Origin of the sequence: Pandoraea pneumonica, assembly GCF_049918595.1 — a bacterium.
Classification (GTDB): Bacteria; Pseudomonadota; Gammaproteobacteria; order Burkholderiales; family Burkholderiaceae; genus Pandoraea; species Pandoraea pneumonica_A.
Genome location: NZ_JBNCRZ010000002.1, coordinates 818,119 through 842,994, shown reverse-complemented (window position 1 = coordinate 842,994; position 24,876 = coordinate 818,119). Strand labels below are relative to the sequence as shown.

Below are 24,876 nucleotides of genomic sequence, written 5' to 3'. Positions count from 1 at the left end.
ACCGACTTAGTGATACAACGACTCACCCTTCGGCTTGCCGTAACCGTTCGCATCGAACAACTGCTGGCCTTGGGCCGAAGTCATGAACGTGATGAATCGTTCGGCAGCTTCAGGGTGGGCCGCGTTTTTGAGCTTGGCCGCGTAGAACACCAGCGGCTGCGGGCGCACGGTTTTCGTCTTGCCATCCGCGCCAGGCAGCGAAAAGTCTACGGTGTCGTACCAAGTCTTCGCGAAAGCTGGGTTGCTCAGATTGATTTCCTCGGGCAACGCGACGTACGGCAACTTGGCCGAGCGGGTGGCACTCTCGTACCCCGACGCAGCATCGACTTGCCCCGCTTCCAGCCGCGTCAGCAGTCCGCCCTCACCGAACACTTGCTGCGGATTGCGAATCTCGCCGAGCACCGATTGCGCGAGCCCCGGCTGGTCGTAATACTTCTGCGCGAGCAGCATCGTGAACACGATGTTCTGCCCCTGCGGATCGGTCGCCGGGTCGGTTCGCCCGAAGCGCAGGCCCGGCGTCTGCAACACCTTCCACCACGCCGGATGTAATGCATCGCTGCCTGCAAGACGCAGTGCCTCACCGAAACGGCCCTTCGGGTTATACGCGATCACCATGCGTGTGCTGGCAACCGGCACGGCGTCGTCGATCAACCCGGCGTCTTTAAGGATCGCCATCGGCCCGGGCGTAATCGACACGAAGACGTCGGCACTGGAGCGCCCCGACGCGAGCAAACGGGCGAGTCCGTAGGCGCCCTCGCCTTGCCCCTGATAGGTCACATGCTCGCGCTGCGCAAACGTCGGCCCCAGTGCCTTGTCCATCACCACGCCCATCGACCCCGCGTAGGCCACGCGGAACGTGTCGTCCGCCTTAGCGTGTGCGACAACCAGCGCCGCCGCCGCGAGACACAGGGTATGCTTCACCGTCGCGGTAACGCGCGCAGAAATCCACTTCATCTTCACAGCCGGAACTCCGTTATATAGATTGTTATATAACGAATATCATATATCAGACTGTCATGAGCGATCTACCGTATCTCGATCACACGGCATTACTCGCACTCGCCCATTCCGCGGATGCCCTCGCCGCGGACGCAGCGCCGTGCACCTGTACGCGCACGCCCCTCGATGGCTGGGCAACGCTGCCCAATTCGCTACCGGATACGCAGTTGGAACCCGTGGCAACGCTGCTGGCGCCGGGCGACACGTTGGAGCCCACCTTCGCCGAATACCATCCCGACGGCACGTCGTACTGGGCAGCGCAAGCGCCGATTGCGCCGCAATACTTCCCGTACAACCGGAGCAATGTGTGCCGTTGCCGTGATTGCGGGCGGCTATACCTGCGTTATCAGGAAGGCGGTGGATACTTCGTCGATCAGCGTGTACGTCGGCTCAACCCCGCACTCATCGTCGACGCCGCCAGCGACGTCGATTGAATTTTTGCATGACGATTCGCGCGGTCCGGCGCAGAATTGTGTCTATCGGTTTTCATTCGTTTTGATGTGTTTTCGTTTGTGAATCTGCGTGAGCGAAACCCGCAAGTCGACGGCCAGAGAAAGCGCTAAAAATCCAATTAGAACAACGCGCTTCGCCCATTTTCTCAGCCAATTTATCTGGTTCGGATTGCCAAATAACTCCACGAACACTTTCGCGCGCGTTGCATCCAAGCGCCCATGCGAAAAACTGATACTTCCGCTCCGAAATCTGTACACCCCTCTGCCTCGCTGGCACCCGGCCTGAGCGCCAGCGGCATAGGCGATCTATCGTCATGTGCACGAACTGAAACGCTGCCCTCGCCCAGCGTCAGACCCTTTGCCGCCACTTGGCGATCTCCTGCCGCCTATGTTGCGCTTTACGCCCTGATCTGGTCGTTGGTCAGCGCCATGCTTGATCCGACCGTGCCGTTCGATGCGGTCGAGGCGTACAACTGGGCACGCAATGCCGAATGGGGCACCCCCAAAAATCCGTGGCTTGTCGGTTTCTCCATGTGGCCTGCGCTCGGGCTGCAAGGCAATGCACTGAGCGCCTACTGGTATCTGTCGCACTTCGCGGGGGTCGCCATTGGCATGCTCGGTGTCTGGCATCTTGCGCACCGTTTGTCGGGCAGCCGCCGACTCGCGTGGCTCGCCATGTTGAGCCTGCATCTGTCCGGGGCGATCAACATCGACATCCTCCCGTACAACGACAACTATTTGCTGGTCATGCTCTGGCCATGGATGCTGTGGCTGTTTATCCGTGCGATGTTCGACACGCCCCGGTTTTGGCCCGCGTTTGCGGTCGTCGCGGGCCTCGCCGCCATGACGAAGTACTCGACGTTCGCGCTGCTTGGCATGATGTTCGTCGTCACGGTCTGGACGCCGCAGACGCGGCGCCACTATCGGCATCGGGCGTTTCTCTTAGGGCTGGCGATCTTCGTGGCGATGCTCGTGCCAAACATCGTCTGGCTCGCGCAACACGACTTTGCGGCGTTTCGATGGGTCGACGACCAGATCAAACCGCATCTGAACGCGCGCGCACTTCGCGGTGCGCTCAGTGCGTTTTATCCGCTGATTGTGCTCGCGTTGATCGTGCGCTTAAGCGGCTGCCGATTGGCATGGCCGTGGCGCGTGACGTCCGATTCGCCAAACACCAACACACCAGCATGTTCGCCGGTCGCCATCGCCGCCGTTGTGTTAGTGCCACCGCTGCTGCCAATCCTGCTCTACTTCACATGGCACGAGGGCGGGCGCATTGCCGAATGGCTGCAACCGTTCGCCGTCCCTGCCCCGGCGCTTCTTGTCGCGTGCCTAAGTCCCAGCAAGCCTGATATTCAGGCCCGCATATGGCGAGCCGCACGATGGCTGCCCGCCGCGGGTGCACTCGTGTTGCTGGGCTACGCCGTTTTTTTGAGCGCCAACATCCGTAACGCCGGTCAGAAATTCGTGGGGCTAAAAGACGCGAGTGTTTCGCTCGAACAACGCTGGCAAGCGCGGTATCACACCCCGTTGCGTTACGTCGGTCACGACAACGTCGCGAAATGGCTCACGTTCTATGCGCCCGGCCACCCGCATTGGCTAAAGCGCTGGTCCACCGAGCTCCGCCCCAACATCTACACGAAGGACATCGACGACGCGAGCGTGCGCAAGCAAGGTGTCATGCTCCTCGGGCACCCGGGGCGGCCGTGTCGCCGCGCCGGTTTCGGCAAGACCCTGGTGCAATGGCCCGATCTGCAAATCGACGCCTACGAGACGGTGCCGTTCAGCTATCACGGCAACGGCGAGCCGGTACCGATGTGCGTCGCCTACATCGCCCCGCAACCCTGAATATCTAAAGCACTATCGCTTCGTTGCCGACGCGAGACCGGTATGGATAATCGGACGGCCCGATCCGTGTCGCCGATGCGACACTTCCCAACACCATCGGGTAACCCGCCCGCCAAAGCGGCTTTTCGCTTGGCAAAGCCCGCGCGAATGTGACAGAATTCGCAACTCAGTTGCATTGCAATTGAGTTGCATTTTGTTGTGTATCCCTTACGGGATGGCACTGTCCTGTCACCGACTTCGTTCGCGATTGCGCGCTCCGGCCCATGTTTCGCCGCTGGCTTCCTTTATGGCTTGTCGTTTGTCTGCTTGTCTCGCAAGCGGCACTCGCACGCCATGTGGTCACGCACACTGCGGCGGCGTTGGGCATCAGCGCCGCTGACAGTCCGGGTAACGAGCGGCATGACAAGCTGCACGAAGACGGCGTCTGTGAAGAATGTCTGGCGTTTGTCGCCGTCGATGTCGCACTCACAAGCCTGCCCGTCGTCCCCCCTATTGCGGCGATACGCGACTGGCATTACCCGCCGACTCCGCCGGTACATGCGCGCTCGGTATCTCCCGGCCCCACGCGTAATCGCGATCCGCCCGCCCTCTGCGTGTTGTTTGACTGAACCAGAACATTCGCCGTCGTCGACTACGTGAGGCATGCCGCACGCGCATGCGCTCGCGCCCTCGCTCGATTGCACGGCGTCCACACGTCAAGCCCATTGAGGATCGGCATGATTGCCATCGCCAAAAACGCGCGGGTCGCCGCGCTCACCCGTCATGCCTTCGCTGCGGCCGCAGCCTCGGCATTCGCTATCAACGTTCACGCACAAAGCGCCCCGACGTCGACCAGTACTGCTGCGCCGGCATCCGACGGCAGCACCTCGCTGTCGAGCACCACGGTGTCCGCCAAACGACTCGACGCTGCGCGCAATGCCCTCTCGCCCGACACAGGCAGCTCGGTCTATAACTTCGACCGCACCGATATCGAGACGCTGCCGCTCGGGGCCAATACGCCGCTTAATCAGGTGTTGTTGCAAGCGCCCGGTGTCGTGCAGGACTCTTACGGACAATTGCACGTGCGCGGCGATCACGCGAACCTGCAATACCGGATCGACGGCGTGATCATTCCCGAGGCCATCAGCGGTTTCGGACAAGCCATCGACGCGCGCATCGCCTCCCAGATCAACTTGATTACCGGCGCCTTGCCAGCCCAATTCGGCTATCGCACCGCAGGTGTTGTCGACATTCACACGAAAGGTTCACCGGGCGAAGCGGATGAGAGTGGCGAGCCGCCCAAGGCCTTCGGCGGCGAGGTCGGTGTCGTGTTCGGCAGCCACGCCGACCGCGAGGTCAACACCCAGTTGTACGGCACCAAGGGGGCGCTGTCGTACTACTTCAGCGCCCGTGTGTCGGCCAACGATCTGGGCATCGAAAACCCGACCGGCGATCGCAACGCCATTCACGACCACACGAACCAGACCAACGCGTTCGGCATGATGTCGTACCTGCTCAATGCCGATAACCGCGTGTCGTTCATGTTCGGCACGTCCAACAACCGCTTCCAGATTCCAAACCTGCCCGGTGTTACGCCAGCGTTCACGCTGGACAGCGGCGTTGTGCCCGACTCGGCCAGCTTGAATGCCAATCAGCGGGAGCTGAACGACTTTCAGGTGCTGTCGTGGCAAAGTCACCTGTCGCCACAACTCGACACGCAGATCTCGCTGTTCCATCGCACGACACGCGTCGACTACACGCCCGATCCCATCGGCGATCTGGTCTACAACGGCGTGGCCGCCGACATTACCCGCCGCAACGAGGCCTATGGCGTGCAAGCGGACAGCAGCTACAAGCTCAACGATCGGCACACGCTGCGCTTCGGCTTGTTCGTTCAGCAGGAACAGTTCAGCGTGAACAACACCTCCAGTGTGTTTCCCGCGATCGATGGTCAGCAGACGAGCGGCACTTCCTTCACCATCGTGGACAATTCGAGCGACCGGGGCACCACCTACGGCCTGTATTTGCAAGACGAATGGAAGGCCACCGAGCGCCTCACGATCAACTACGGCGCGCGTTACGACCACGTGAACACGGTGACGGACGAGGGCCAGCTCTCCCCCCGTTTGGGACTGACGTACGACCTGTCGAGCCGCACACGGGTGCATGCCGGCTACGCGCGGTACTTCACACCCCCCGCCACCGAGAAGATCGATACGACATCGGTCGCAAAATTCCTGAACACGACGAATGCCCTGCCCTCCGATGCGAATACCGCCGTGAAGTCGGAGCGTTCGGACTATTTCGACGTAGGTATCTCGCACCAGTTGACCTCGTCGATCACTGTCGGGCTAGATGCCTATTACCGACATGTGCGCCACCTTCAGGACGAGGGACAGTTCGGCAACGCGCTGATCTACTCCACGTTCAACTACGACAAGGGCCGCATCTATGGCGTGGAGGGCACGGTGAACTATCGGCAGGGCAATCTCGGCGCGTACTTGAACGTGTCGGTGTCGCGTGCGATGGGCGAAGGCATCGAAACGGGGCAATTCAACTTCGATGCCGACGAGTTGGCCTACATCAACAGCCACTGGGTGCATCTGGATCACGACCAGCAGCTCACGGCGTCAGCGGGTGTGTCGTACCAATGGGGCGCCACACTGCTCTCGTCGGATGTGCTGTTTGGCTCTGGCTTGCGCAGCGGCTTTGCCAACAGTGAGCATCTGCCCGCGTACTTCCAGGTCAATCTAGGCGTGGGCCAGAAGATCAACCTGCCGGGTCTGGGGCGGTTCGACGCGAAGTTCTCCGTCATCAATCTGTTCGACCGCGTGTACGAATTGCGCGACGGCACCGGTATCGGTGTAGGCGCGCCGCAATTCGGGCCGCGCCGCACGTTCTATGTCGCCATGTCGAAGCCGTTCTGACAGTCGGTGTGGTCGGGATGCGTGGCGCACAGTGCGCCACGCATCCCGCCTCAATCAGCGTCTCGCGGGTGCCCCTAACGTCTCGTCCAGAAAAGCCATTAGCGCTTGCAATCGCGCCGTACGGCCACGGCGTGTCGGTACCAGCAAGGTCACCGGTGCGCTATCGAACGTCCAGTCCGCTAACACGCGGACCAACCGACCCGCCGCCACTGCGTCGCGGGTGTCCCACTCCGAGCGCAGCACAAGCCCCAAGCCTTGCTCCGCCCACTCGCGCGCGACGCTGCCGTCATTGCTCGTGTAAGCGGGCACGACTCGCACGCTGTCCCGGGCATTTGTGCGATGACCTCGCGCCGTGTTGGACGTCTGCGGACGATGAAAGCGCCATAGCGTCACGTCCTCGTCGTTCTCGCGAATGCAGATGCACCGGTGACGCAACAGATCGTGTGGTTCGGTAGGCGTGCCGAAGCGGCGCAGGTACGCCGGGCTCGCGCATAGCCAGCGGTCGTTCGGCACCAATGGTCGGGCGATCCATGACGAATCGCGCACCGCGCCGACGTGGATGACCGCATCGGCGTCGTGCTTGTCGGGCCACGGCGTTTCGCGCAAGTCCAGTTGCAGATGCAGATCGGGATGCCGTTGCGCGAAGCGCGCCAGCGCGGGAGCGACGTGATGACGACCATAACCGAACGGCGCTGCCACGCGCAGGGAACCTGTCAACCGGCTGTCGTCGCGGCGGAACGATTCGGGCAGTGCATCGAGTTGCGCAAGCAGCGCGGCCCCCTCTCGTGCGAGGCGCTCCCCTTCCGCCGTCAGGCTCAATTGGCGCGACGTTCGGGTAGCCAACGCTACACCCAGCGTCGCTTCGAGCTTACGCAGCCGGGCCGACAAAGCGGGTGGCGTGACATTGAGCAACCGTGCGGCCGCGCTAAGTGACGGGGCCTGTGCGAGCGCTTCGACGAGCCGTAGGTCTTCGATCTGGATCATTAACCTGTGCTTAAGCATTGATGTTCCGAGATTTAACCACGGCTAACGATATCGTTTCTACACTGAAGGCCTGTGAGGATGCTGTGAGCCGCACCGCCCTCAACGATCCGCTCTCGAAACCGTACCGACAAAAGGCCCTCAGATGCCCGCACATGACGTTTCCGCCCCCGCTGTTCACGCCACGCCCGACGCGTGGCCCCGCGCCGTTTTGTTTGACCTGCTGACCGCGTTGCTCAATTCGTGGACCGTGTGGAACACCGCGGCCGGTAGCGAGACTGCCGGGCGCACCTGGCGCGCCGAGTATCTGCGCCGTACCTACGGTTGCGGTGCCTATGTGAGCTACGAACAACTGGTGCGCGAAGCCGCTGAGCATGTCGGCCTGCCAGCGTCAGCACCGGACGCACTCGAAGCGCAGTGGGCAACGCTCCCGGCATGGGACGGCGCGCGGGAACTGCTGCAATCGCTGCGTGCGCATTGCAAGCTGGCCGTCGTCACCAACTGCTCGGAAAAGCTCGGTCAGCAGGCCGCCGCGTTGCTCGGGATCGATTGGGATGTGGTCGTGACCTCCGAGCAAGCGGGCTTCTACAAACCCGATCCGCGCCCCTACCAACTGGCGCTGACGCAATTGGACGTCTCGGCGAGCGAAGCCGCCTTCGTTGCGGGCTCCGGCTACGACTTGTTCGGCACGTCGAAAGTCGGCATGCGCACGTTCTGGCACAACCGCATCGGTCTGACGTTGCCCGAGGGGGCGCCCGCGCCTGAGCGCGAAGCCTCGACGCTTGCCCCCGCGTTGCCGTGGCTACGCACGTTCGGCGCTACCGCCTAAGGAGACCCGTCATGACCGCCATTCAAGATCCGTCGCCCCAAACGATGCTCACGTTGCAAACACTCGAAACTCCCGCTGCTGTCATCGATGTCCCGCGCATGCAGCGCAACATTCGCCGGATGCAAGACCGGATGAACGCGCTCGGCGTGCACTTTCGCCCGCACGTGAAGACCAGCAAGTGTACGGAAGTGGCGCGTGCGCAAATCGAAGCGGGTGCGGCGGGCATCACCGTCTCGACGCTAAAAGAAGCGGCACACTTCTTCGACGATGGGGTCACCGACATCCTCTACGCCGTCGGCATGGTGGCGAGCAAGTTGCCCGCGGCCCTGGCCCTGCGCCGTCGCGGTTGCGATCTGAAGATCATCACCGACAGCGTGGCCTCGGCGCAGGCCATCGTGGCGTTCGGTGCCGAGTACGGCGAAACCTTCGAAGTGTGGATCGAGATCGATACCGACGGACACCGCTCCGGCATTCGCCCGGACGAAGCCGCCCTGCTCGATGTGGCGCGGGTGCTGCACGCGGGGGGCGCAGCACTGGGCGGCGTGATGACGCATGCAGGTTCCAGCTATGAACTCGACACCCCTGAAGCCCTCGCGGCCATGGCGGAACAAGAGCGTGCCGGGTGCGTGCTGGCGGCAAACCGGCTACGGGAGGCAGGCTTGCCCTGCCCCGTGGTCAGTGTCGGCTCGACACCCACCGCGCTCGCGGCAGCGCATCTCGAAGGCGTGACGGAAGTGCGCGCGGGCGTGTACGTCTTCTTCGATCTCGTCATGCACAACATCGGGGTTTGCACGACAGATGAACTAGCGCTCAGCGTGCTCACGACGGTGATCGGCCATCAAGCTGACAAAGGCTGGGCCATTGTCGATGCGGGCTGGATGGCCATGAGCCGCGACCGGGGGACAGCGAAGCAGAAGCATGACTTCGGCTACGGACAGGTCTGTCGTGTCGACGGTACCGTGGTGCCGGGGTATGTGTTGAGCGGCGCCAATCAGGAACATGGCGTACTTTCGCGCGAAGGCGACGCCGATCCCGATATCGTGTCGCGCTTTCCCATTGGCACGCTCCTGCGCATTCTGCCGAACCACGCTTGTGCCACTGGCGCGCAGTTCCCGCGCTATCACGCCATCGATCCCGACGCCGATAGCGGCACCTGGCCGCGTCTGCACGGGTGGTGATGCCAAGCGAATCGGGATGCTTATGCGATGACACGGCATAACGTATCCCGATTTGCTTCGTTCACGGCGCGGTAGTGCGCCCGCTACGCTAAGCGCTTGCATTGGAGCGCAACTATGAGCGTAGAAATTATCGGCATGATCACGGCAGCCCCGGGCTCCGAAGTCGACCAACCCGCCGGCGCAGCCGTCGACCCCGCTTTCGTCACGCGCATGGCGCAAGCCCACGAGACCGCCGGTTTCGACCGCGCCCTCATCGGCTACTTTTCCAACGGCCCGGAAGGCGCGATTGTGAGCAGCTATGTCGCCGCCGCCACCCAGCGACTCGGCATCTTGCTGGCCTATCGGCCGGGCGTGATCGCCGCACCGCTCGCCGCGCGCCAACTCGCCACGCTCGACCAGTTCTCGCGCGGTCGCGTTGCGCTCAACGTGGTGTCGGGCGGCAACGACGCCGACCTTCGCCGCGATGGCGACTTCCTCGAACATGACGCACGCTACGCGCGCACCGACGAATATCTCGACGCGTTGAAGCGCATCTGGACCGCCGATGCCCCCGTCGATTTCGAAGGCAAACACTACCGCTTCGAACAAGCATCACCCGCGGTGAAGACATGGCGACAACCGCATATCCCGATCTACTTCAGCGGTGCTTCGGACGCGGCCATCGATGTGGCCGCGCGCCACGCCGACACTTACATGCTGTGGGGCGAACCGCTCGATGCCGTCGAGCAATTGATTGGGCGCGTGCGCACCGCCGCACGCCAACATGGCCGCACGCCGCGCTTCTCGATCTCGTTCCGCCCCATCGTCGCCGATACCGAGGCACAGGCTTGGGCACGCGCCGACGATGTGCTTCGGCAAGTGAAAGCCACGCGGGCCAGTCTCGGACTGAGCGTCGAAGCGCCTGAAAATGTCGGCTCGCAACGCCTGCTCGCAGCAGCACAACAAGGCAATGTGCTCGACGAACGTCTCTGGATGGGCGTCGCCAAAGCCACCGGCGCACGCTGGAATTCCACGGCGCTGGTCGGCACCCCCGAGCAAGTCGCGCACGCGCTCGGACGCTATTACGCACTCGGCGTCGATACCTTTCTCATTCGCGGCTTCGATCCGTTAGGCGACACGATTCGTTATGGCGAAACGCTCATCCCAGCGATCCGCAGTCACATTGCGGGCCTCGGCGGCGTACGTCGCGCGGCCTGACCTCCTCTCTCAATCACGTTTTACAAAGGTGTCATGATGCTGTTGCGTTGGATTCGCCGCGCCCGCTTTACCCTGCCCGCGCTCTCGCTCGTCGCGCTCGCCGCTGTGCACACGTCTGCCGCCGTGGCACAGACGGCGCAACCGGTCACATTGCGTATCGGCGACCAGAACTACTACAACGTACGCGCCTCCATCGAGGCGTCTGGTGCGCTGGACGGCGCTAACTACCAGGTGGAGTGGAAACACTTCCAATCGGCCGCCCCCGTTGCCGAAGGGCTCAACGCCGGGGCCCTTGACCTCGGGTTTCTCGGTGATTCCGGTTTCCTCTTTCTTGCCGCCAAAGGCGCACCGGTCAAACTGATCGCCGTGTCGCGGCAGAACCCCGACACCATCGCACTGCTCGTGCCGAAGGATTCCCCGGTCAAAACGATTCAGGATCTCAAGGGCAAGAAGGTTGCCTATTGGCCCGGTGCGTGGAGCCAGCAACTGACCCTGCGTGCGCTCGAAAAGGCCGGTTTGCCGACGGACTACGTGCAGTTCGTGAAGCTGATGCCGGTGGATGCCGCCGTCGCGTTGCCCAACGGCGCCATCGACGCCTTCCCCGTGTGGGAGCCGTACATCTCGCAGCAGGTGGTGCATAACGGCGCACGGCCCGTGCTCACCGCGCGCAACCTGATGCCCGGCTTGAGCAGCGTGGCCGCGTATGCGCCGTCGGTCACTGAAAAGCGTGCGGCGATTGCCGACTTTCTCGTGCGCTTGCAGAAAGCGCGGGCGTGGGTCGAGACGCACAAGGAGGCCTATGCCGATCAATGGGCGAAGAAAGCCGGACTGGATCGCGACGTGGCCCGTCACTGGATCGGACAAGCGGGCATGACGGTGGAAGCCATCGACAAACAAGCCGTTGCCGACTATCAGGGCACCAGCGACTTTCTGACGCAAACAGGCGCGTTGCCGAACCGGTTCGATGTCAGCAAGGTGATCGACACGTCGTTCACCCCGGTGCTGCAAGCGCAGGGGCAACCTTCCCGTCAAACGGCCGCACGCTGAAACGGATGACATCCACCTAGTGCGTCAAACGCCTACGGGGCATGCAATACCCAAGTGGTGCCTGCATGCCCCGCATTGTTGTCGACGTATTTGTCGTATTACTTGCCCGACTTCGGCACGACGTTCAGGGCCGACCCCGCGTTGAACCACTGAAGCTGCACGTCGCTGTAGCTATGCTTCAACGACACGGATTCATGGGTGCCATCCGCGTGATGCAACACGCACTCGACGTCTCGCCCCGGCGCCAAGTCGGCTAACCCGAGCAAGTCGATACGATCGTCGGCCCGCACGCGTTCGTAGTCGTCTGGGTCGGCGAAGGTCAACGCCAGCAACCCTTGCTTCTTCAGATTCGTCTCGTGAATACGCGCGAAGCTGCGAGCGATGACTGCCATACCGCCGAGCAGGCGCGGCGAGAGTGCCGCGTGTTCGCGACTGCTGCCTTCACCGTAATTGAAGTCGCCCACGATGACCCACGGCACCCCGGCCGCCCGATAGGCCCGCGCAGCTTCCGCGGGTGTGACGTCCTGCGCACCGCTCAACAGCTCGACGGTACGCCCTGTCGCACCGGTGTAAGCATTGGTCCCCCCCGAGAGCAAGTTGTCGCTGAAACGTTCCAGGTGACCCCGCAGCTTTAGCCACGGCCCTGCCGGGGAGATGTGATCCGTCGTTGTCTTGCCACGTGTCTTGATCAGCACGGGCATGCCCTTCGGATCGCTGCCGTTCCATGCTGGCCACGGCTTCAACACCTGAATGCGCTCGCTATTTGGATCGACGCTTACCTCGACCGACGTTCCGTCCTCGGGCGGTGCGATGTAATGCGTTGCCCCTCGGGTGAAACCTTCCGGCGGGACTTCCGGCGCGACTGCGGGTGGCGTCAGGCGGAATGGTTTGCCATCGGCGCCCGTGAGCGTGTCGTGTTGCGGATCGAACGAGAGGCGCCCTGCCAACGCCCATGCCGTCACGATTTCCGGGCTCGCGATCAGGTTGACCGTGTTGGGTGATCCGTCGTTACGGCGCGGGAAATTGCGGTTGTATGAAGTCACGATCGTGTTCGGCGACGCAACGGCTGCCGACTCGCGCCGCCACTGCCCGATACACGGACCGCAAGCATTCGCGAGCACGGTGCCGCCCATGGCCGCGAGGGCGTCGAGTTGTCCGTCGCGGGCAATCGTGGCTCTGACCTGCTCCGACCCCGGCGTCACCATGAACGCTACGGCCGCCTTGACGCCATGCGCGTGCGCCTGCTTCGCCACATCAGCAGCACGGCTCATGTCTTCATACGAGGAGTTGGTGCAACTGCCGATCAGCGCCGCCGACAAGTGGTCGGCTTCCACGTCATGCGCGGCCAGCCCCTCGCCCGGCTGCGCGTGCTTCATCTGTGCCGCCAGTTGCGACACGGTGCGCGCGCGGTCCGGCGAATGCGGGCCGACGACATGCGGCTCCAGCGTCGACAAATCGATACGAACGACGCGGTCGTAGAAGTTTTCCGGATTCGCTTCGACTTGCGGGTCGGGCGCCAGCAACGACAGATTGGCCTCGATCACCGGTACGAGATCGGCTCGCCCGCTGGCACGCAGGTACGTGAGCATGCGTTCGTCGGCCGGGAACATCGACGTGGTGGCGCCGAGTTCTGCGCCCATGTTGGTGATGGTCGCCTTGCCCGTCGCGCTGATCGTGCGCGCCCCGGGGCCGATGTATTCGACGATGGCATTCGTGCCGCCCGAAACGGTCAGCTCGCCTGCGACACGCAGAATCACGTCTTTCGGTGCCGTCCAGCCGCTCAACGCCCCCGTGAGGTATACCGCAATGCGCTTGGGGTACAGCACTTCCCATGGCAACCCAGCAAGTGCCTCTACGGCGTCGGCACCACCCACGCCGACAGCACAAGCGCCAAGCCCGCCACCGTTAGGCGTGTGCGAATCCGTGCCAATGATGAGCGCGCCGGGAAACGCGTAGTTCTCCAGCACCACCTGATGGATGATGCCTGCGCCCGGCTCCCAGAACCCCAGCCCATAACGGGCGGCTGCGCTGCGCAGGAAGGCATAGACCTCGCGGTTCTCGTCGATGGATGCACGTAAATCGGCGCGGCCTTCGACGCGGGCTTGAATCAGATGGTCGCAGTGGATGCTCGCGGGAACGGCAACACGATCACGGCCCGTTTGCATGAACTGGAGCATGCCGGTTTGACCGAGCACATCTTGAAACACGACGCGATCGACCATGAGCGCGAGATAGCTTTGCCCCGGGACCAAGGCTTGATTTTCAGGGTCGGCGAGATGGCCGAGCAGTACTTTTTCGGCCAGCGTGAGCGGATGGCCAAGCCGCTGACGGACGATGGCAAGCTTGTCGTCCATGGCCGCATACAGACGCGTGAGCGCCTGCGCAGAGATGAATTGGGACATCGATCACTCCTTTTCTAAACTCTTTTCAATGCATTTGTGGGGTGGATGGGTGCGATCGCAGGACGGATTCTGAAACCGTCTTTCTCTCCGGTAAAATGAATTTATCTGTCCGATTACTCAATTTTTCTTATGAAAATCGACATCCTTGGTGTGCAAGCGTTTGTTGCCATTGCCGATCGCGGTGGCTTTCAGAGTGCTGCCGATGCACTGTCGGTCACGCAGACCGCGATCACGCAGCGGCTGCGAAAACTGGAAGACTATTTGGGCGTCGTGCTCTTCGAGCGCACGACGCGCTCGGTGTCGCTCACGCAAATTGGGCGAGACTTTCTGCCGCAGGCGCGGCGCTTGCTCGATGAACTGTCCGACGCGCTCACCGAGATCAAAGAAAGTGGTCAGGCCGCACGCGGCGACGTCTCCATCGCGTGTGTGCCAACGGCGGGCGTGCAGTTTTTGCCGAGCATTTTGCAAACCTATGCGCAGCGTTTCCCGCACAACCGAGTACGCGTACTCGACCACTCGTCGGTGGCTGTCACCGATGCAGTGCTGCGACGCGAAGCCGAGTTCGGCATTCATATCGCCGGGCCGGGTCATGGCGATCTGGTGGGATTGCCTGTGGCGCAAGATCAATTCGTGCTGATCTGCCACGAGACACATCCGCTGGCGCGCCGCCGCCGCGTGCCGTGGCGAAATCTCTCGCCGTATCCGTTGATTTTTGCCGGACAGGTCAGCGCCAATCGGTCATTGCTAGACGGCGCATTGGCAGACGTGAATCTGCAACCGCACTTCGAAGTGCAGCGCAGTTCCACCGCGGTGGGGATGGTGGCGGAAGGTGTGGCGGCGGCCGTTGTGCCGCGCCTGGCGATTCAGAAAGGCGCTTACCCGCACATTCGCGTCGTCGATCTGATCGAGCCGGTGATTGCGCGCACGCTGGTGCTGGTAACGCGCCGCGGTGCGCAGCTCTCTCCCGCGGCGCAGGCGCTCTACGATTTGATCGTCGCCAGCACGACGCGCAGTTAAGGGGCGGAAGGCGGATCGATATCAACGCAGGTCAGTGAGTCGGCACGATGCCGTGTTGCGCCATCCATGTCAGGTTGCCGCCCATGCGCGGATCTTTGAACGGCGCGAAGGCATGCATGCCGTCGTACCGCTCGGGGTGTGGCGACCGCAGCCGGTAAAACTCCACCCAGCCACTCGACCCGCGTGGTTGCGCAGTCTCTTGCGTCACACCCGCCTGCGCATTGAACCACGCAGGATCCCGGTAGCCGTCGGCCACCCGTGCGGTAAGCCGCTCGATGGCGCCTTGACGATACGCGTACCAGTCTTCGCCGTGCAGCCGTGCGAGTTCCGCCATCAGCACCAGCGGCGCCGTGGCGTAGTCGTGATAATGCAGCGCGCGCCGTTTGCGGGCCATCTCCATCGGCAAGCTGCCATCAGGTTGAATCGCATCGATACCGGTGCGGTAAATGCCGTGCGCCGTCGACAGTAAGGCGTCGTCATGCGTGGCAACCGCCGTCGCCATCATCCCGACGCCGGTCCAGTAGTAGTGGTTATTCCGCTTGTGCTTTGGGTTGCCCCAATAGGCGAGATTCGCGCTCGACAGTTGCCGCAGCCACGCCTCGATCGCCTGTCGCTGCTGCGGCGTAGCCAATGACTGTGTTCGCAGATAGGCGATGGCGGCGGCCCCATGCGTCCATTGGCGCATGTAATCGGACTGATCGTTATTCACGTGAATCATCTGACCAAGCATCGCGCCACTATTGGCCCACGCCTCCAGCCATGAAAGTGCGCAACGTCCTTCGGCCTCACCCTCTTTGCCTGCCGCGTGAGCATACGCGTCGGTCATCTTGGCAATTTGTGCGGTGAAATCGTTCAGCGGCTTCACCGCTGCTGCGTTCTGCGCCTGCAATTGCGGGTCGATGGTCGATTTGGCCGAGTCCGAGTAGTACCCAAGCGCGCGAATGTCGGGGTTGCCCGGCGGCGGCGCGGGGCACTCGTGCGGCGCTGCGGCGGCCGTGAGTTGAAATGTCATGGTGAATGCGCCTGCGATCGCCGTCATGCGCAGGCTTCGTCGACTGATGCGTTGATGTGACATACGTCTCTTAACCCTTAACCTTCCATCCTTAACGCCCGACCCTCAGCCCTTCACACCGGCAATTGTCCCGCCTGCGCCAGCATCCACGCACGGAAGTGCTGCAAAGCGGTGCGTTGTTGCAACCGCTCTCGCGGATAACACAGATAGTGACCGTGGTGCGGCACGTCGACGCTGGCGTCCGCCGGCTCGACCAGTCGCCCTGCCGTCAGTGCGTCGCACGCGAGAAACGCGGGCACCAGGCCAACGCCCATGCCCGCCTCCGCCGCCTGTAACAGCACCGAATATTGCTCGAATCGCGGCCCGGTACGCTGTGCCTGGTCGGCCACGTCGTAACGCCTCGCCCACGTTCCCCAAACATCCTCGGCCTGACTGTGCACCAGACGCGGCGCACGCGCGATATCGCTTACATCGACCAGCGTATGGCGCTCGAGCAACGACGGTGCACACACGGGTACGAAGCGGCGGCCATCGAGATACTCGCTCACCACGCCCTCCCATTCGCCGTCGCCGTAGCGGATGGCCGCATCCAGCGAGAAAGGAAACGCGTCGCCATGCGAGAGGTGGCGGCTAAAGCTAAGCGTCACCCCCGGCGTTTGCGCCAAAAAACCGGGCAGCCTCGGAATCAACCACTTCGTCGTAAACGTCGGCACGCTCGCAATGGTCAGCAGGTCGCTCTCGCCCCGCGAAGTCATCAACTCCAGCGAGGCGTTGCCGATTTCGCGCAGCGGTTCGGCCACGCGCTCATGATAGCGGCGCCCCGCATCGGTCAGTGTCAGATTTCTGCCCTCGCGAACGAAGAGCGGTGTGGCGACCAACGCCTCGAGCGCCGCAATCTGGCGGCTCACAGCGCTCGGCGTGAGACCCAATTCACGGGCAGCACGAGAAAAATTCAAGTGCCTTGCGGCGCTGATAAAGGCAAGCAGCTCGGCAGTATTCGGGTAGCAATGACGTAGCGCAGGCATAGGAGCGACGGGGGTTTGCGGGCAATGACAGGCTGGGGCCGCTGGCTTTCGATTGTTCTGTTTTCGCACAGCACAATGCCCGATTTGTGTGTTTTCTTCATGACGATGACACGCCGCAACGTGACACTGGCGCCCAATGCAAAACCTGCGGCCCGCCGTTTCTTGTCAGGGAAATCAAGGCTTCAGCCACGCAATCCGCCCTTTGTCATTGTCTGCTGATCAGGTTCACCCGATGTCCGACGTTCACACCGAGCGCTTCGCCCCAGCTGTGCCATCTCGGCACAGCCCCGCCCCTGCCGATGCAGGTCAGGCGGGAGGTGCGCCGCAACGCGCACGCACCGGCGTCCTGCTGTGGATCGTGCGCGCGGCCGCTGCCCTCTTTCTCATCTATCTGTGCCTGCCGGTACTCCTGCTGCTCGTGGGCGCATTCGGGCAAGCGTGGACGAACACCGTGTTGCCGACGGGCTTCACCTTGCATTGGTTTGCGGAACTGGCAGGCGATCCGTCGTTTCGGCGCGCCTTCTCCACGAGCCTCATCGTGGCACTGAGCTGCTGCGTGATGACGGCTTTCGTGGGCCTGCCGCTCGCCTACGCGCTGCATCACGGTTCGCGCACCGGGCGAGGTGCGATTGCCCGTCTCGTCACGTTGCTGCCCGTGGCCGTACCGGCGCTCACACTCGGCTTCGGTTACATCGCCGTCTTTAGCGGCGATACGCTGCCGTGGCTCGGTTCTCTCTGGCTGCTGGTGCTGGCGCACACGGTACTCACACTGCCGTATCTCACGCAAACGCTGCTCGCCGATCTGCGGCATCTCGACATCGCACGCCTTGAAGACTGTGCCGCGACGCTCGGCGCTTCGCCGCTCAAGCAGTTCCTGACGGTTGCCGTGCCCAACCTCACGCACAGCCTCGTCGCAGGACTGGTGATGGTGGCCGCGCTGTCGATAGGCGAATTCCAGATTTCCAATCTCATCGCGGGTTTCCGCTATCGCAACTATCCGGTCGTGTTGCTTCAAGCGTTCTATGGCGCCACCGGGTTTGCGTGCGCCGCGACGGTCGTGCTGCTCGTACTCGCGTTGGTCGCGACAGGCGTGTCGATCGTTGCGGCGTCTCGTCAGAAGGTCAGTTCATGAGTCTTACGCTCGAAAACGTCAGCTTCCGTTATCACGGGGCACCGCAAGGGCTCGACGACGTCAGTCTTCAAGTGCGTCAGGGCGAGTTGCTCGCCGTGATGGGCCGCAGCGGCTCCGGTAAGTCGACCGTGCTTCGGCTGGTCGCCGGTCTGCTCGACGGCTATCGCGGACGCATCGCTATCGGCGGTGAAGACGTGGCCGGTGTGCCCGTCTGGCGGCGACAGGTCGGCATGGTGTTTCAGCAATACGCGTTGTTCCCGCACCTCTGCGTGCTCGACAACGTGGCCTATGGCTTGCGCATGCGCCGCGTCAGCGCCGCTGAGCGTCAGCGAACGGCACTCGACATGCTCGCCCGCGTGGGACTGGCCGATTGCGCGGGGCGGCGTCCTGCATCGCTCTCTGGCGGTCAGCAGCAGCGGGTTGCGCTGGCGCGTGCGCTCGCCGTATCGCCCCGCGTGCTGCTGCTCGATGAGCCGCTTGCCGCCCTCGACGCCGGTATTCGTCAGCAACTACGCGATGAGATTCGCGCGTTGCAACAGGCCAGCGGCGCGACCACGCTCATCGTGACGCACGATCGCGACGAAGCGCTCAGCTTGGCCGATCGTGTGGCCGTGATCGATAGCGGACGCCTCCTGCAAATCGATACGCCGCAACGCCTGTATGACGCGCCTGCCTGTGCCACGGTGGCCAGCTTCACCGGCTTGTCGACGGTGTTGCCCGCCCGCGTCACGCGCCCCGGCGCGGTCGATGTCGGCTTCGCGGAGTTGCTCGCCGACACGGGCGCATGGCGCAGCGGCGACGCCGTGAACCTGCTCGTACGCCCCGAGCATGTCGACACCGATCCGCCGCCGCATGCGATCAATCGCCTGCCCGGGCGCGCCGGTGCCGTGCGTTTCTTCGGTGCGACGTGCCGCTACGACTTCCTGCCCGACGGTGCCACGTCGCCGCTACTGGGTGAACACCGGCGTCCGGCCACGCACGCCGTGGCGCTGGACCCCGCGCATCTGCGCGTGCTGCCGCCGTCTACGAAATGAGCGAACCGAATTTCCCGATCCCCTACCCCATGCCCCCGATGGAGCTATGTCGATGACTCGCTTTACCCCTTCGCTGCTGTCTCGTGCCGTTTTGCCGGCGCTCTCTACGCTCGCCGTCTCGTTCGCGCTGCTCGCTGGCACCAGTGCTGCGGTACACGCGCAAACGCAAGCGAGTCCGCCGCTTTATCCCGGTGAAGCCGAGCTGTACGCCAAGGCTGCGGAAGAAGGCCTCGTGGTGTCGTTCGATACCGGCCCCGAGTGGGCCAACTGGAAGGCGCTGTTCGCCGAATTCCGTAAGCGCTATCCGAAGGTCGAGATTACGTACAACGATATCGGCTCGGCGGCCACTGTCGTTGCGCTCGACAAGTCGCGCCGCCGTCCGCAAGCCGATACTGCTTACTACTTCGCTGGCTCGGCGCTCGATGCGGTGCAGAAAGACGTGGTGGCGCCGTTCAAGCCCATCAACTTCGACACGCTGCCCAAGGTGTTTCGCGATAACGATGGCCGCTGGTTCACGATCCACTCGCTCAACATCGCGTTTCTCGTGAACACGAAACTCGTGAAAAACGTGCCGCAGTCGTGGGCGGACCTGCTCAAGCCGGAGTACAAGAACGCCGTGGTCTATCTCGACCCGCGCTCGACGGGTCAGGGTCAGGTCGCCGTATTTGCTGCGGCGTATGCCTACGGCGGCAACGTCGACAACCCGAAGCCCGGTGCCGATTTCTTCGGCAAGTTGCGCGAAGCGGGCAACGTGATGCGCGTGGAAGGCACCACGCCCTATGCCAAGTTCGTGAAGGGCGAGATTCCGATTCTGATCGGCTACGAGAACGACGGCCTGAAGGCGAAGTACACCGACGGCATGGGCGACGCTGCCCAAGTGGTCATTCCGAAGGAAGCCACCGTTTCGGCCCCCTACGCCATCAGCCTCGTGAAGAACGGCCCGAACCCGGACGCCGCCAAGCTGTGGCTGAACCTCATCATGAGCCCGGTCGGTCAGGCGCTCTTCGCGCAGGGCTACGTGCGCCCGGCCGTGCCCGGCGTGCCGCTCTCGCCTGAAATGCGCGCCCGCATGCCGGACGCGCCGCAAGTGCATCCGCTCGATGTCGCGCGTGCCGCTGCGCAGAAGGCCGAAGTCGACCGGCTGTGGGCTGCCGCCGCACTCGCCAAGTGAGAGCGCACGACATGACGCCCAATCGCGCCAACCCGGTCCCCGCCATCGAGGCTTCTGGACAAACCCCGCGCGGGTCGCTTGCGCCGCGTGGCTGGGTTCGCCGCTTCGGCGGCTTACCGGCCGCCGTGTTGCTCGCACTGGGTTTCGGGTTGCCGCTCGGCGCGCTGGTCGTCGCCGCGTTCGACGGACATGGCGAAGCGTTTCTCGCCATCGCTATCGATCCGCTGGTGCGCGACGCCTTGGTGAATTCGCTGGCGCTCGCCATCGGGGCGGGCACCGTCTCGCTGATCGTCGGCGCGTTGCTTGCCGTTACCCTCGCACGGCAGACGCCTCGGCGGCGTCGCTTCTGGCTGGCAGCGATGGGCGTGCCGCTCGCGTTCTCGGGACTCGTGATCGCTTACGGCTTCATTCTCGCGTTCGGCCGTGCAGGGTTCGTCACACTCGGGCTGGCGTCGCTGGGGGCTGACCCGGCACGCGTCGGTGCGCTGATTTACACGGCACCGGGCCTCATCGCTGCCTACGCGTACTACTTGATTCCGCGCGTCGCCCTGATGGTCTACCCATCCATCGCCAACCTCGATCGTCGTCCGCTCGAAGCCGCGCTCACGCTGGGGGCACACCCGTTGCGCGCGCTCGTCGACGTGGCGCTGCGCGAACTCTGGCCGACCTTCGCCGCCGCGTGGTGCCTCGTCACCGCCATTGCCATGGGGACCTACGGCACGGCGCTTGCGCTGGCCGGTACCCAAATCAACATCCTGCCGTTGCTCATGTTCCTCAAGATGTCGGACGGGCAAACGGATTTCCCACAAGCCGCCGCGCTGTCGCTCGTATTGATGGCGGTATGCAGCGGTGTGCTCGCGCTTGGAGAGTGTCTTGTACGGCGTCATCCTCAATGAGTGGTCGGCTGCGGCCCGCCACGCCCTCGACCAACTGGCCGCGCGTCAGGAAAGCACCCACCGGCACGTGACGCCGGTCGGGCTGATCGGCCCGCGTGATGCCTCGCCAGCGCAGCTCGAAGCCGCGCACTGCGTCGGCGAAGCGCTCGCTGCCGCCGGTGTCGCGCTCGTGTGCGGTGGCAAGGGCGGCGTCATGGAAGCGGCGTCCGCCGGTGCCGCCGCAGCAGGCGGCATCGTGATCGGCTTGCTGCCGGAGGACCACGCCAACGACGCCAACCCTCACCTGAGCGTGGCGCTGCCCACCGGTCTGGGCATTACGCGCAACGCGTTGATCGCACGCGCTTCGGTGTGTCTGGTCGCCATCGGCGGCGGACTGGGCACGCTCTCGGAAATCGCGCTTGGTTTGCAATGGCGCAAGCCCGTGTTCACCGTACTCGATGCACCGGCCGTGCCGGGCGCCGAGAACTTCGACGATATCGACGCGCTGGTCGTGGCTGTCGCGACCTGGCTGAGCGTCACCGGACTTCCCGGAGGTGACGCCCCCCGGTAAGCCACGCCAGCGGCACCCCGCTGCTCGACAAGCTCCCGTCCCACACAGGGAATGGCGGGGATCGCAGGCGAGTTCTCGTGACGTTCCTGTCACATATATTTAGGATTACTAATATTATGAAGCGTATTTTTCTCGCGGCGCTTGGGCTCGGCGGCTTCGCCATCGCGGCACACGCACAAAGCAACGTGACCCTGTACGGCATCGTCGACGCTGGCGTGGGTTACACCAGCGGTCAGCGCACCGCCACGACCAAAGGCAGCGTGGGCAACCCGATTGTCTACAGCAACGCCTCGAACTGGGGCTTCGCCAGTGGCACGTGGTCGGGCGATCGCTGGGGCCTGAAAGGCGTGGAAGATCTGGGCGGCGGCAACTCGGCCATCTTCCAGCTCGAGAACGGGTTCAACATCGGCAACGGCCAGTCGGGTCAAGGCAACCGCCAGTTCGGCCGTCAGTCGTGGCTCGGTCTGCAAAGCGCCACGCTTGGCAAGATCACCTTCGGACGTCAGTACGATCCGATCGTCGACTACGTCGGCGCGATCAGCGCGGGCACGTTCGTCACTGGCATGGGCGCACACCCGGGCGATATCGACAACATCGATAACCAGGCCCGTGTGAACAACTCGGTGAAGTGGGCCAGCCCGGTATATGGCGGCTTCCAGTTCGGCGCGATTTACGGCTTCGGCGGCCAGCCGGGTAGCGTGAAAAACCAGAACGCTTGGGGGCTTGGCGGTCAGTACGCCAGCGGCCCGCTCGCGCTCGGTGTGGCTTACTTGCAAGCCACCAACGCTTACGGCAACACGGGCGGCGCATGGAACGGTGCCTATGACGGCACGTTCGCGTCGTCGATCAACGAGGGCTTCGCCTCGGCCGCTAGCCAGCGCATTCTCGCCGCCGCCGGTACGTACACGTTTGGCAACACGCAGGTCGGCTTGTCGTACGGCAACGTGCACTACACGCCGGGCTCGTTCTCGACGTTCGCCAGCGCCATGACGTTCAACTCGATCGGCGCCACCGCGGCCTATCAGTGGACACCGGCGGTGCGTCTGGCGGCGGCTTACAACTTCACGCAAGGCAGCGACGTGAAGGGTGCCAGCGGTCCGAAGTACCACCAGATCAACCTGGCCACGTACTACGCGCTGTCGAAGCGCACGTCGCTGTACGCGCTCGTGGGTTACCAAAAGGCATCGGGCAATACGCTCGACACCTTCGGCAATGTGGTGTCCGCGACGGCCTCAGTCGGCGACGTGGGTAACGGTATCTCGTCGGCCACCTCGACGCAGACGCTCGTGCGCATGGGTATCCGCCAGACGTTCTAACAGTTCGGTAGTCCCCCCTCGGTCACCCTTGGCACGCCCCCGCACAACGTTGTTTCGTGCGATGGCGTGCTTTTTTTCGTTTGACCTTCCCGCCGACCCTCTCACGCCGCCCATGCGCGCAGATTCGTACAAACCCTAATACAGCTTTACCTGTCTATACAATACTGTACAGCCCATTACTTGGTCTGAAAGAAAGGAATGCTGTGAGCCACCCCACCCGATACCGCGATGTGACGATCCGCGCGCCGCGCGGCACCCAACTCAATGCCCGCAGCTGGTTGACCGAAGCGCCGCTGCGCATGCTCATGAACAACCTCGACCCGGACGTGGCCGAGAACCCCAACGCGCTCGTAGTCTACGGTGGCATCGGCCGCGCCGCGCGCAACTGGGAATGCTTCGACAAGATCGTCGAAACGCTCAAGACCCTCGCCGACGACGAAACGCTGCTGGTGCAATCCGGCAAGCCCGTCGGCGTGTTCAAGACTCACGCCGATGCGCCGCGCGTGCTGATCGCCAACTCCAACCTCGTGCCGCACTGGGCCACGTGGGAACACTTCAACGAACTCGACGCCAAGGGTCTCGCCATGTACGGCCAGATGACCGCTGGCTCGTGGATCTACATCGGCAGCCAAGGCATCGTGCAAGGCACCTACGAAACGTTCGTGGAAGCCGGCCGCCAGCACTACGGCGGCAAGCTCGCCGGTCGTTGGGTACTCACCGCCGGGCTCGGTGGCATGGGCGGCGCACAGCCGCTGGCCGCCACGCTCGCCGGTGCCTGCTCGCTGAACATCGAATGTCAGCAAACCAGCATCGACTTCCGCCTGCGTACGCGCTATGTCGACGAGCAAGCGACCGATCTCGACGATGCGTTGGCCCGTATCGCGAAGTACACGGCGGCGGGTCAGGCCGTGTCCATCGCCCTGTGCGGCAACGCGGCCGAAATTCTGCCGGAACTGGTGCGTCGCGGCGTGCGCCCGGACATGGTCACTGATCAAACGAGCGCGCACGATCCGCTCAACGGTTATCTGCCTATCGGTTGGACCTGGGATGAATACCGCGAGCGCGCCCGCAGCAAGCCCGCCGAAGTCGTCAAGGCCGCCAAGCAATCGATGGCCGTCCACGTCAAGGCCATGCTGGACTTCAAGGCGATGGGCGTGCCGACGTTTGACTACGGCAACAACATCCGCCAGATGGCCATGGAAGAAGGCGTGGAGAACGCGTTCGACTTCCCCGGCTTCGTGCCCGCCTATATCCGCCCGCTCTTCTGCCGTGGCGTGGGCCCGTTCCGCTGGGCAGCGCTCTCCGGCGACCCGGAAGATATCTACAAGACCGACGCGAAGGTTAAGCAACTGATCCCCGACGACGCGCACCTGCACCGCTGGCTCGACATGGCCCGCGAACGCATCAGCTTCCAGGGGCTGCCCGCCCGTATCTGCTGGGTGGGCCTCGGCCTGCGCGCCAAGCTCGGCCTGGCGTTCAACGAAATGGTGCGCTCGGGCGAGCTCTCGGCGCCGGTCGTCATCGGCCGCGATCACCTCGACTCCGGCTCGGTCGCCAGCCCCAACCGTGAAACCGAAGCAATGCGCGACGGCTCGGACGCCGTCTCCGACTGGCCGCTGCTCAACGCCCTGCTCAATACCGCCAGCGGCGCGACGTGGGTGTCGCTGCACCACGGCGGTGGTGTCGGCATGGGCTTCTCACAACACTCGGGCGTGGTGATCGTCTGCGACGGCACGGATGCTGCCGCTGCCCGTATCGCCCGCGTCCTGAACAACGATCCGGCAACCGGCGTGATGCGCCACGCCGACGCCGGCTACGACATCGCCATCGACTGCGCCCGTGAACACGGCCTGAACCTGCCGATGCTGAACACCTCGAAGTGAA

General features: G+C 63.5%; 21 protein-coding genes. 16 read left to right on the top strand and 5 right to left on the bottom strand.

The features are described 5' to 3' along the window. Positions 1–6: 6 nt before the first annotated feature. Positions 7–954 (bottom strand): extracellular solute-binding protein, encoded by a 948-nt coding sequence (locus ACPWR9_RS10305; RefSeq protein ID WP_426297043.1) that lies wholly within the window; start codon positions 952–954, stop codon positions 7–9. A 62-nt stretch (positions 955–1,016) separates the two neighbouring features. On the opposite strand from ACPWR9_RS10305, the gene ACPWR9_RS10300 reads away from it, so the two are divergent. The 4 genes from ACPWR9_RS10300 (at position 1,017) to ACPWR9_RS10285 (ending at position 6,205) form a co-directional block, all read left to right on the top strand. Then, positions 1,017–1,433, top strand: a complete 417-nt coding sequence (locus tag ACPWR9_RS10300; RefSeq protein ID WP_426297044.1) for a hypothetical protein — start codon at positions 1,017–1,019, stop codon at positions 1,431–1,433. 447 nt (positions 1,434–1,880) lie between these two features. Further along, positions 1,881–3,299 (top strand): glycosyltransferase family 39 protein, encoded by a 1,419-nt coding sequence (locus tag ACPWR9_RS10295; protein WP_426297045.1) that lies wholly within the window; start codon positions 1,881–1,883, stop codon positions 3,297–3,299. Between the two features lie 263 nt (positions 3,300–3,562). Continuing rightward, positions 3,563–3,907 (top strand): hypothetical protein, encoded by a 345-nt coding sequence (locus tag ACPWR9_RS10290; protein WP_426297046.1) that lies wholly within the window; start codon positions 3,563–3,565, stop codon positions 3,905–3,907. Positions 3,908–4,015: 108 nt separating this feature from the next. Continuing rightward, positions 4,016–6,205 carry a TonB-dependent receptor gene (locus ACPWR9_RS10285; protein ID WP_426297047.1) on the top strand — a complete coding sequence of 730 codons (2,190 nt, stop codon included), beginning with the start codon at positions 4,016–4,018 and terminating at the stop codon, positions 6,203–6,205. A 54-nt stretch (positions 6,206–6,259) separates the two neighbouring features. Here the strand turns inward: ACPWR9_RS10285 and ACPWR9_RS10280 are convergent, their stop codons facing one another. Then, positions 6,260–7,189, bottom strand: coding sequence for a LysR family transcriptional regulator (locus tag ACPWR9_RS10280; RefSeq protein WP_426297048.1), 930 nt, complete (start codon positions 7,187–7,189; stop codon positions 6,260–6,262). 142 nt (positions 7,190–7,331) lie between these two features. Here ACPWR9_RS10280 and ACPWR9_RS10275 point away from each other — a divergent pair, with 142 nt between their 5' ends. The 4 genes from ACPWR9_RS10275 to ACPWR9_RS10260 all read left to right on the top strand — a co-directional run bounded on the left by ACPWR9_RS10275 (position 7,332) and on the right by ACPWR9_RS10260 (position 11,437). Then, the gene (locus ACPWR9_RS10275; protein WP_426297049.1) at positions 7,332–8,015 is read left to right on the top strand and encodes an HAD family hydrolase; all 684 of its coding nucleotides are present in this window, start codon (positions 7,332–7,334) and stop codon (positions 8,013–8,015) included. Between the two features lie 11 nt (positions 8,016–8,026). Next, positions 8,027–9,193, top strand: coding sequence for a DSD1 family PLP-dependent enzyme (locus ACPWR9_RS10270; protein WP_426297050.1), 1,167 nt, complete (start codon positions 8,027–8,029; stop codon positions 9,191–9,193). 114 nt (positions 9,194–9,307) lie between these two features. Further along, complete coding sequence (locus tag ACPWR9_RS10265; protein WP_426297051.1) at positions 9,308–10,390, top strand: LLM class flavin-dependent oxidoreductase; 1,083 nt, start codon at positions 9,308–9,310, stop codon at positions 10,388–10,390. 36 nt (positions 10,391–10,426) lie between these two features. Beyond that, complete coding sequence (locus ACPWR9_RS10260; protein ID WP_426335079.1) at positions 10,427–11,437, top strand: ABC transporter substrate-binding protein; 1,011 nt, start codon at positions 10,427–10,429, stop codon at positions 11,435–11,437. Positions 11,438–11,535: 98 nt separating this feature from the next. On the opposite strand, the gene ACPWR9_RS10255 is transcribed toward ACPWR9_RS10260, so the two are convergent. Then, the gene (locus ACPWR9_RS10255) at positions 11,536–13,839 is read right to left on the bottom strand and encodes an aconitate hydratase (protein WP_426297053.1); all 2,304 of its coding nucleotides are present in this window, start codon (positions 13,837–13,839) and stop codon (positions 11,536–11,538) included. Between the two features lie 129 nt (positions 13,840–13,968). On the opposite strand from ACPWR9_RS10255, the gene ACPWR9_RS10250 reads away from it, so the two are divergent. Further along, complete coding sequence (locus tag ACPWR9_RS10250; protein WP_426297054.1) at positions 13,969–14,856, top strand: LysR family transcriptional regulator; 888 nt, start codon at positions 13,969–13,971, stop codon at positions 14,854–14,856. Positions 14,857–14,887: 31 nt separating this feature from the next. Here ACPWR9_RS10250 and ACPWR9_RS10245 read toward each other — a convergent pair whose 3' ends face one another. Next, positions 14,888–15,868 carry an alginate lyase family protein gene (locus tag ACPWR9_RS10245; RefSeq protein WP_426297055.1) on the bottom strand — a complete coding sequence of 327 codons (981 nt, stop codon included), beginning with the start codon at positions 15,866–15,868 and terminating at the stop codon, positions 14,888–14,890. A gap of 113 nt (positions 15,869–15,981) precedes the next feature. After that, on the bottom strand, positions 15,982–16,893 hold the full coding sequence (locus ACPWR9_RS10240) for a LysR substrate-binding domain-containing protein (protein WP_426297056.1): 912 nt from the start codon (positions 16,891–16,893) through the stop codon (positions 15,982–15,984). Positions 16,894–17,125: 232 nt separating this feature from the next. On the opposite strand from ACPWR9_RS10240, the gene ACPWR9_RS10235 reads away from it, so the two are divergent. From ACPWR9_RS10235 to hutU, 7 genes are all read left to right on the top strand, one after another. Next, on the top strand, positions 17,126–18,025 hold the full coding sequence (locus ACPWR9_RS10235) for an ABC transporter permease (RefSeq protein WP_426297057.1): 900 nt from the start codon (positions 17,126–17,128) through the stop codon (positions 18,023–18,025). Beyond that, entirely contained in the window at positions 18,022–19,059 is a 1,038-nt protein-coding gene (locus tag ACPWR9_RS10230) for an ABC transporter ATP-binding protein (RefSeq protein WP_426297058.1), read from the top strand. Before ACPWR9_RS10235 ends, ACPWR9_RS10230 begins: the two co-directional genes overlap by 4 nt. Positions 19,060–19,111: 52 nt before the next feature. Then, on the top strand, positions 19,112–20,230 hold the full coding sequence (locus tag ACPWR9_RS10225) for an extracellular solute-binding protein (RefSeq protein ID WP_426297059.1): 1,119 nt from the start codon (positions 19,112–19,114) through the stop codon (positions 20,228–20,230). 11 nt (positions 20,231–20,241) lie between these two features. Continuing rightward, on the top strand, positions 20,242–21,126 hold the full coding sequence (locus tag ACPWR9_RS10220) for an ABC transporter permease (RefSeq protein WP_426297060.1): 885 nt from the start codon (positions 20,242–20,244) through the stop codon (positions 21,124–21,126). Next, positions 21,104–21,676, top strand: coding sequence for a TIGR00725 family protein (locus ACPWR9_RS10215; protein ID WP_426297061.1), 573 nt, complete (start codon positions 21,104–21,106; stop codon positions 21,674–21,676). The genes ACPWR9_RS10220 and ACPWR9_RS10215 overlap by 23 nt, the downstream gene beginning before the upstream one ends. A 116-nt stretch (positions 21,677–21,792) precedes the next feature. Next, entirely contained in the window at positions 21,793–22,992 is a 1,200-nt protein-coding gene (locus ACPWR9_RS10210) for a porin (RefSeq protein WP_426297062.1), read from the top strand. Positions 22,993–23,195: 203 nt separating this feature from the next. Next, positions 23,196–24,875: a urocanate hydratase gene (gene hutU, locus ACPWR9_RS10205; RefSeq protein WP_426297063.1), complete on the top strand. Its 1,680-nt coding sequence runs from the start codon at positions 23,196–23,198 to the stop codon at positions 24,873–24,875. Position 24,876: the final 1 nt, after the last annotated feature.

Excerpts from the sequence above, each read along its gene's own strand:
- ACPWR9_RS10305 (WP_426297043.1), bottom strand. The coding sequence starts at position 954 with ATGAAGTGGATTTCTGCGCGCGTTACCGCGACGGTGAAGCATACCCTG.
- ACPWR9_RS10300 (WP_426297044.1), top strand. The coding sequence starts at position 1,017 with ATGAGCGATCTACCGTATCTCGATCACACGGCATTACTCGCACTCGCC.
- ACPWR9_RS10295 (WP_426297045.1), top strand. The coding sequence starts at position 1,881 with ATGCTTGATCCGACCGTGCCGTTCGATGCGGTCGAGGCGTACAACTGG.
- ACPWR9_RS10290 (WP_426297046.1), top strand. The coding sequence starts at position 3,563 with ATGTTTCGCCGCTGGCTTCCTTTATGGCTTGTCGTTTGTCTGCTTGTC.
- ACPWR9_RS10285 (WP_426297047.1), top strand. The coding sequence starts at position 4,016 with ATGATTGCCATCGCCAAAAACGCGCGGGTCGCCGCGCTCACCCGTCAT.
- ACPWR9_RS10280 (WP_426297048.1), bottom strand. The coding sequence starts at position 7,189 with ATGATCCAGATCGAAGACCTACGGCTCGTCGAAGCGCTCGCACAGGCC.
- ACPWR9_RS10275 (WP_426297049.1), top strand. The coding sequence starts at position 7,332 with ATGCCCGCACATGACGTTTCCGCCCCCGCTGTTCACGCCACGCCCGAC.
- ACPWR9_RS10270 (WP_426297050.1), top strand. The coding sequence starts at position 8,027 with ATGACCGCCATTCAAGATCCGTCGCCCCAAACGATGCTCACGTTGCAA.
- ACPWR9_RS10265 (WP_426297051.1), top strand. The coding sequence starts at position 9,308 with ATGAGCGTAGAAATTATCGGCATGATCACGGCAGCCCCGGGCTCCGAA.
- ACPWR9_RS10260 (WP_426335079.1), top strand. The coding sequence starts at position 10,427 with ATGCTGTTGCGTTGGATTCGCCGCGCCCGCTTTACCCTGCCCGCGCTC.
- ACPWR9_RS10255 (WP_426297053.1), bottom strand. The coding sequence starts at position 13,839 with ATGTCCCAATTCATCTCTGCGCAGGCGCTCACGCGTCTGTATGCGGCC.
- ACPWR9_RS10250 (WP_426297054.1), top strand. The coding sequence starts at position 13,969 with ATGAAAATCGACATCCTTGGTGTGCAAGCGTTTGTTGCCATTGCCGAT.
- ACPWR9_RS10245 (WP_426297055.1), bottom strand. The coding sequence starts at position 15,868 with ATGACATTTCAACTCACGGCCGCCGCAGCGCCGCACGAGTGCCCCGCG.
- ACPWR9_RS10240 (WP_426297056.1), bottom strand. The coding sequence starts at position 16,893 with ATGCCTGCGCTACGTCATTGCTACCCGAATACTGCCGAGCTGCTTGCC.
- ACPWR9_RS10235 (WP_426297057.1), top strand. The coding sequence starts at position 17,126 with ATGTCCGACGTTCACACCGAGCGCTTCGCCCCAGCTGTGCCATCTCGG.
- ACPWR9_RS10230 (WP_426297058.1), top strand. The coding sequence starts at position 18,022 with ATGAGTCTTACGCTCGAAAACGTCAGCTTCCGTTATCACGGGGCACCG.
- ACPWR9_RS10225 (WP_426297059.1), top strand. The coding sequence starts at position 19,112 with ATGACTCGCTTTACCCCTTCGCTGCTGTCTCGTGCCGTTTTGCCGGCG.
- ACPWR9_RS10220 (WP_426297060.1), top strand. The coding sequence starts at position 20,242 with ATGACGCCCAATCGCGCCAACCCGGTCCCCGCCATCGAGGCTTCTGGA.
- ACPWR9_RS10210 (WP_426297062.1), top strand. The coding sequence starts at position 21,793 with ATGAAGCGTATTTTTCTCGCGGCGCTTGGGCTCGGCGGCTTCGCCATC.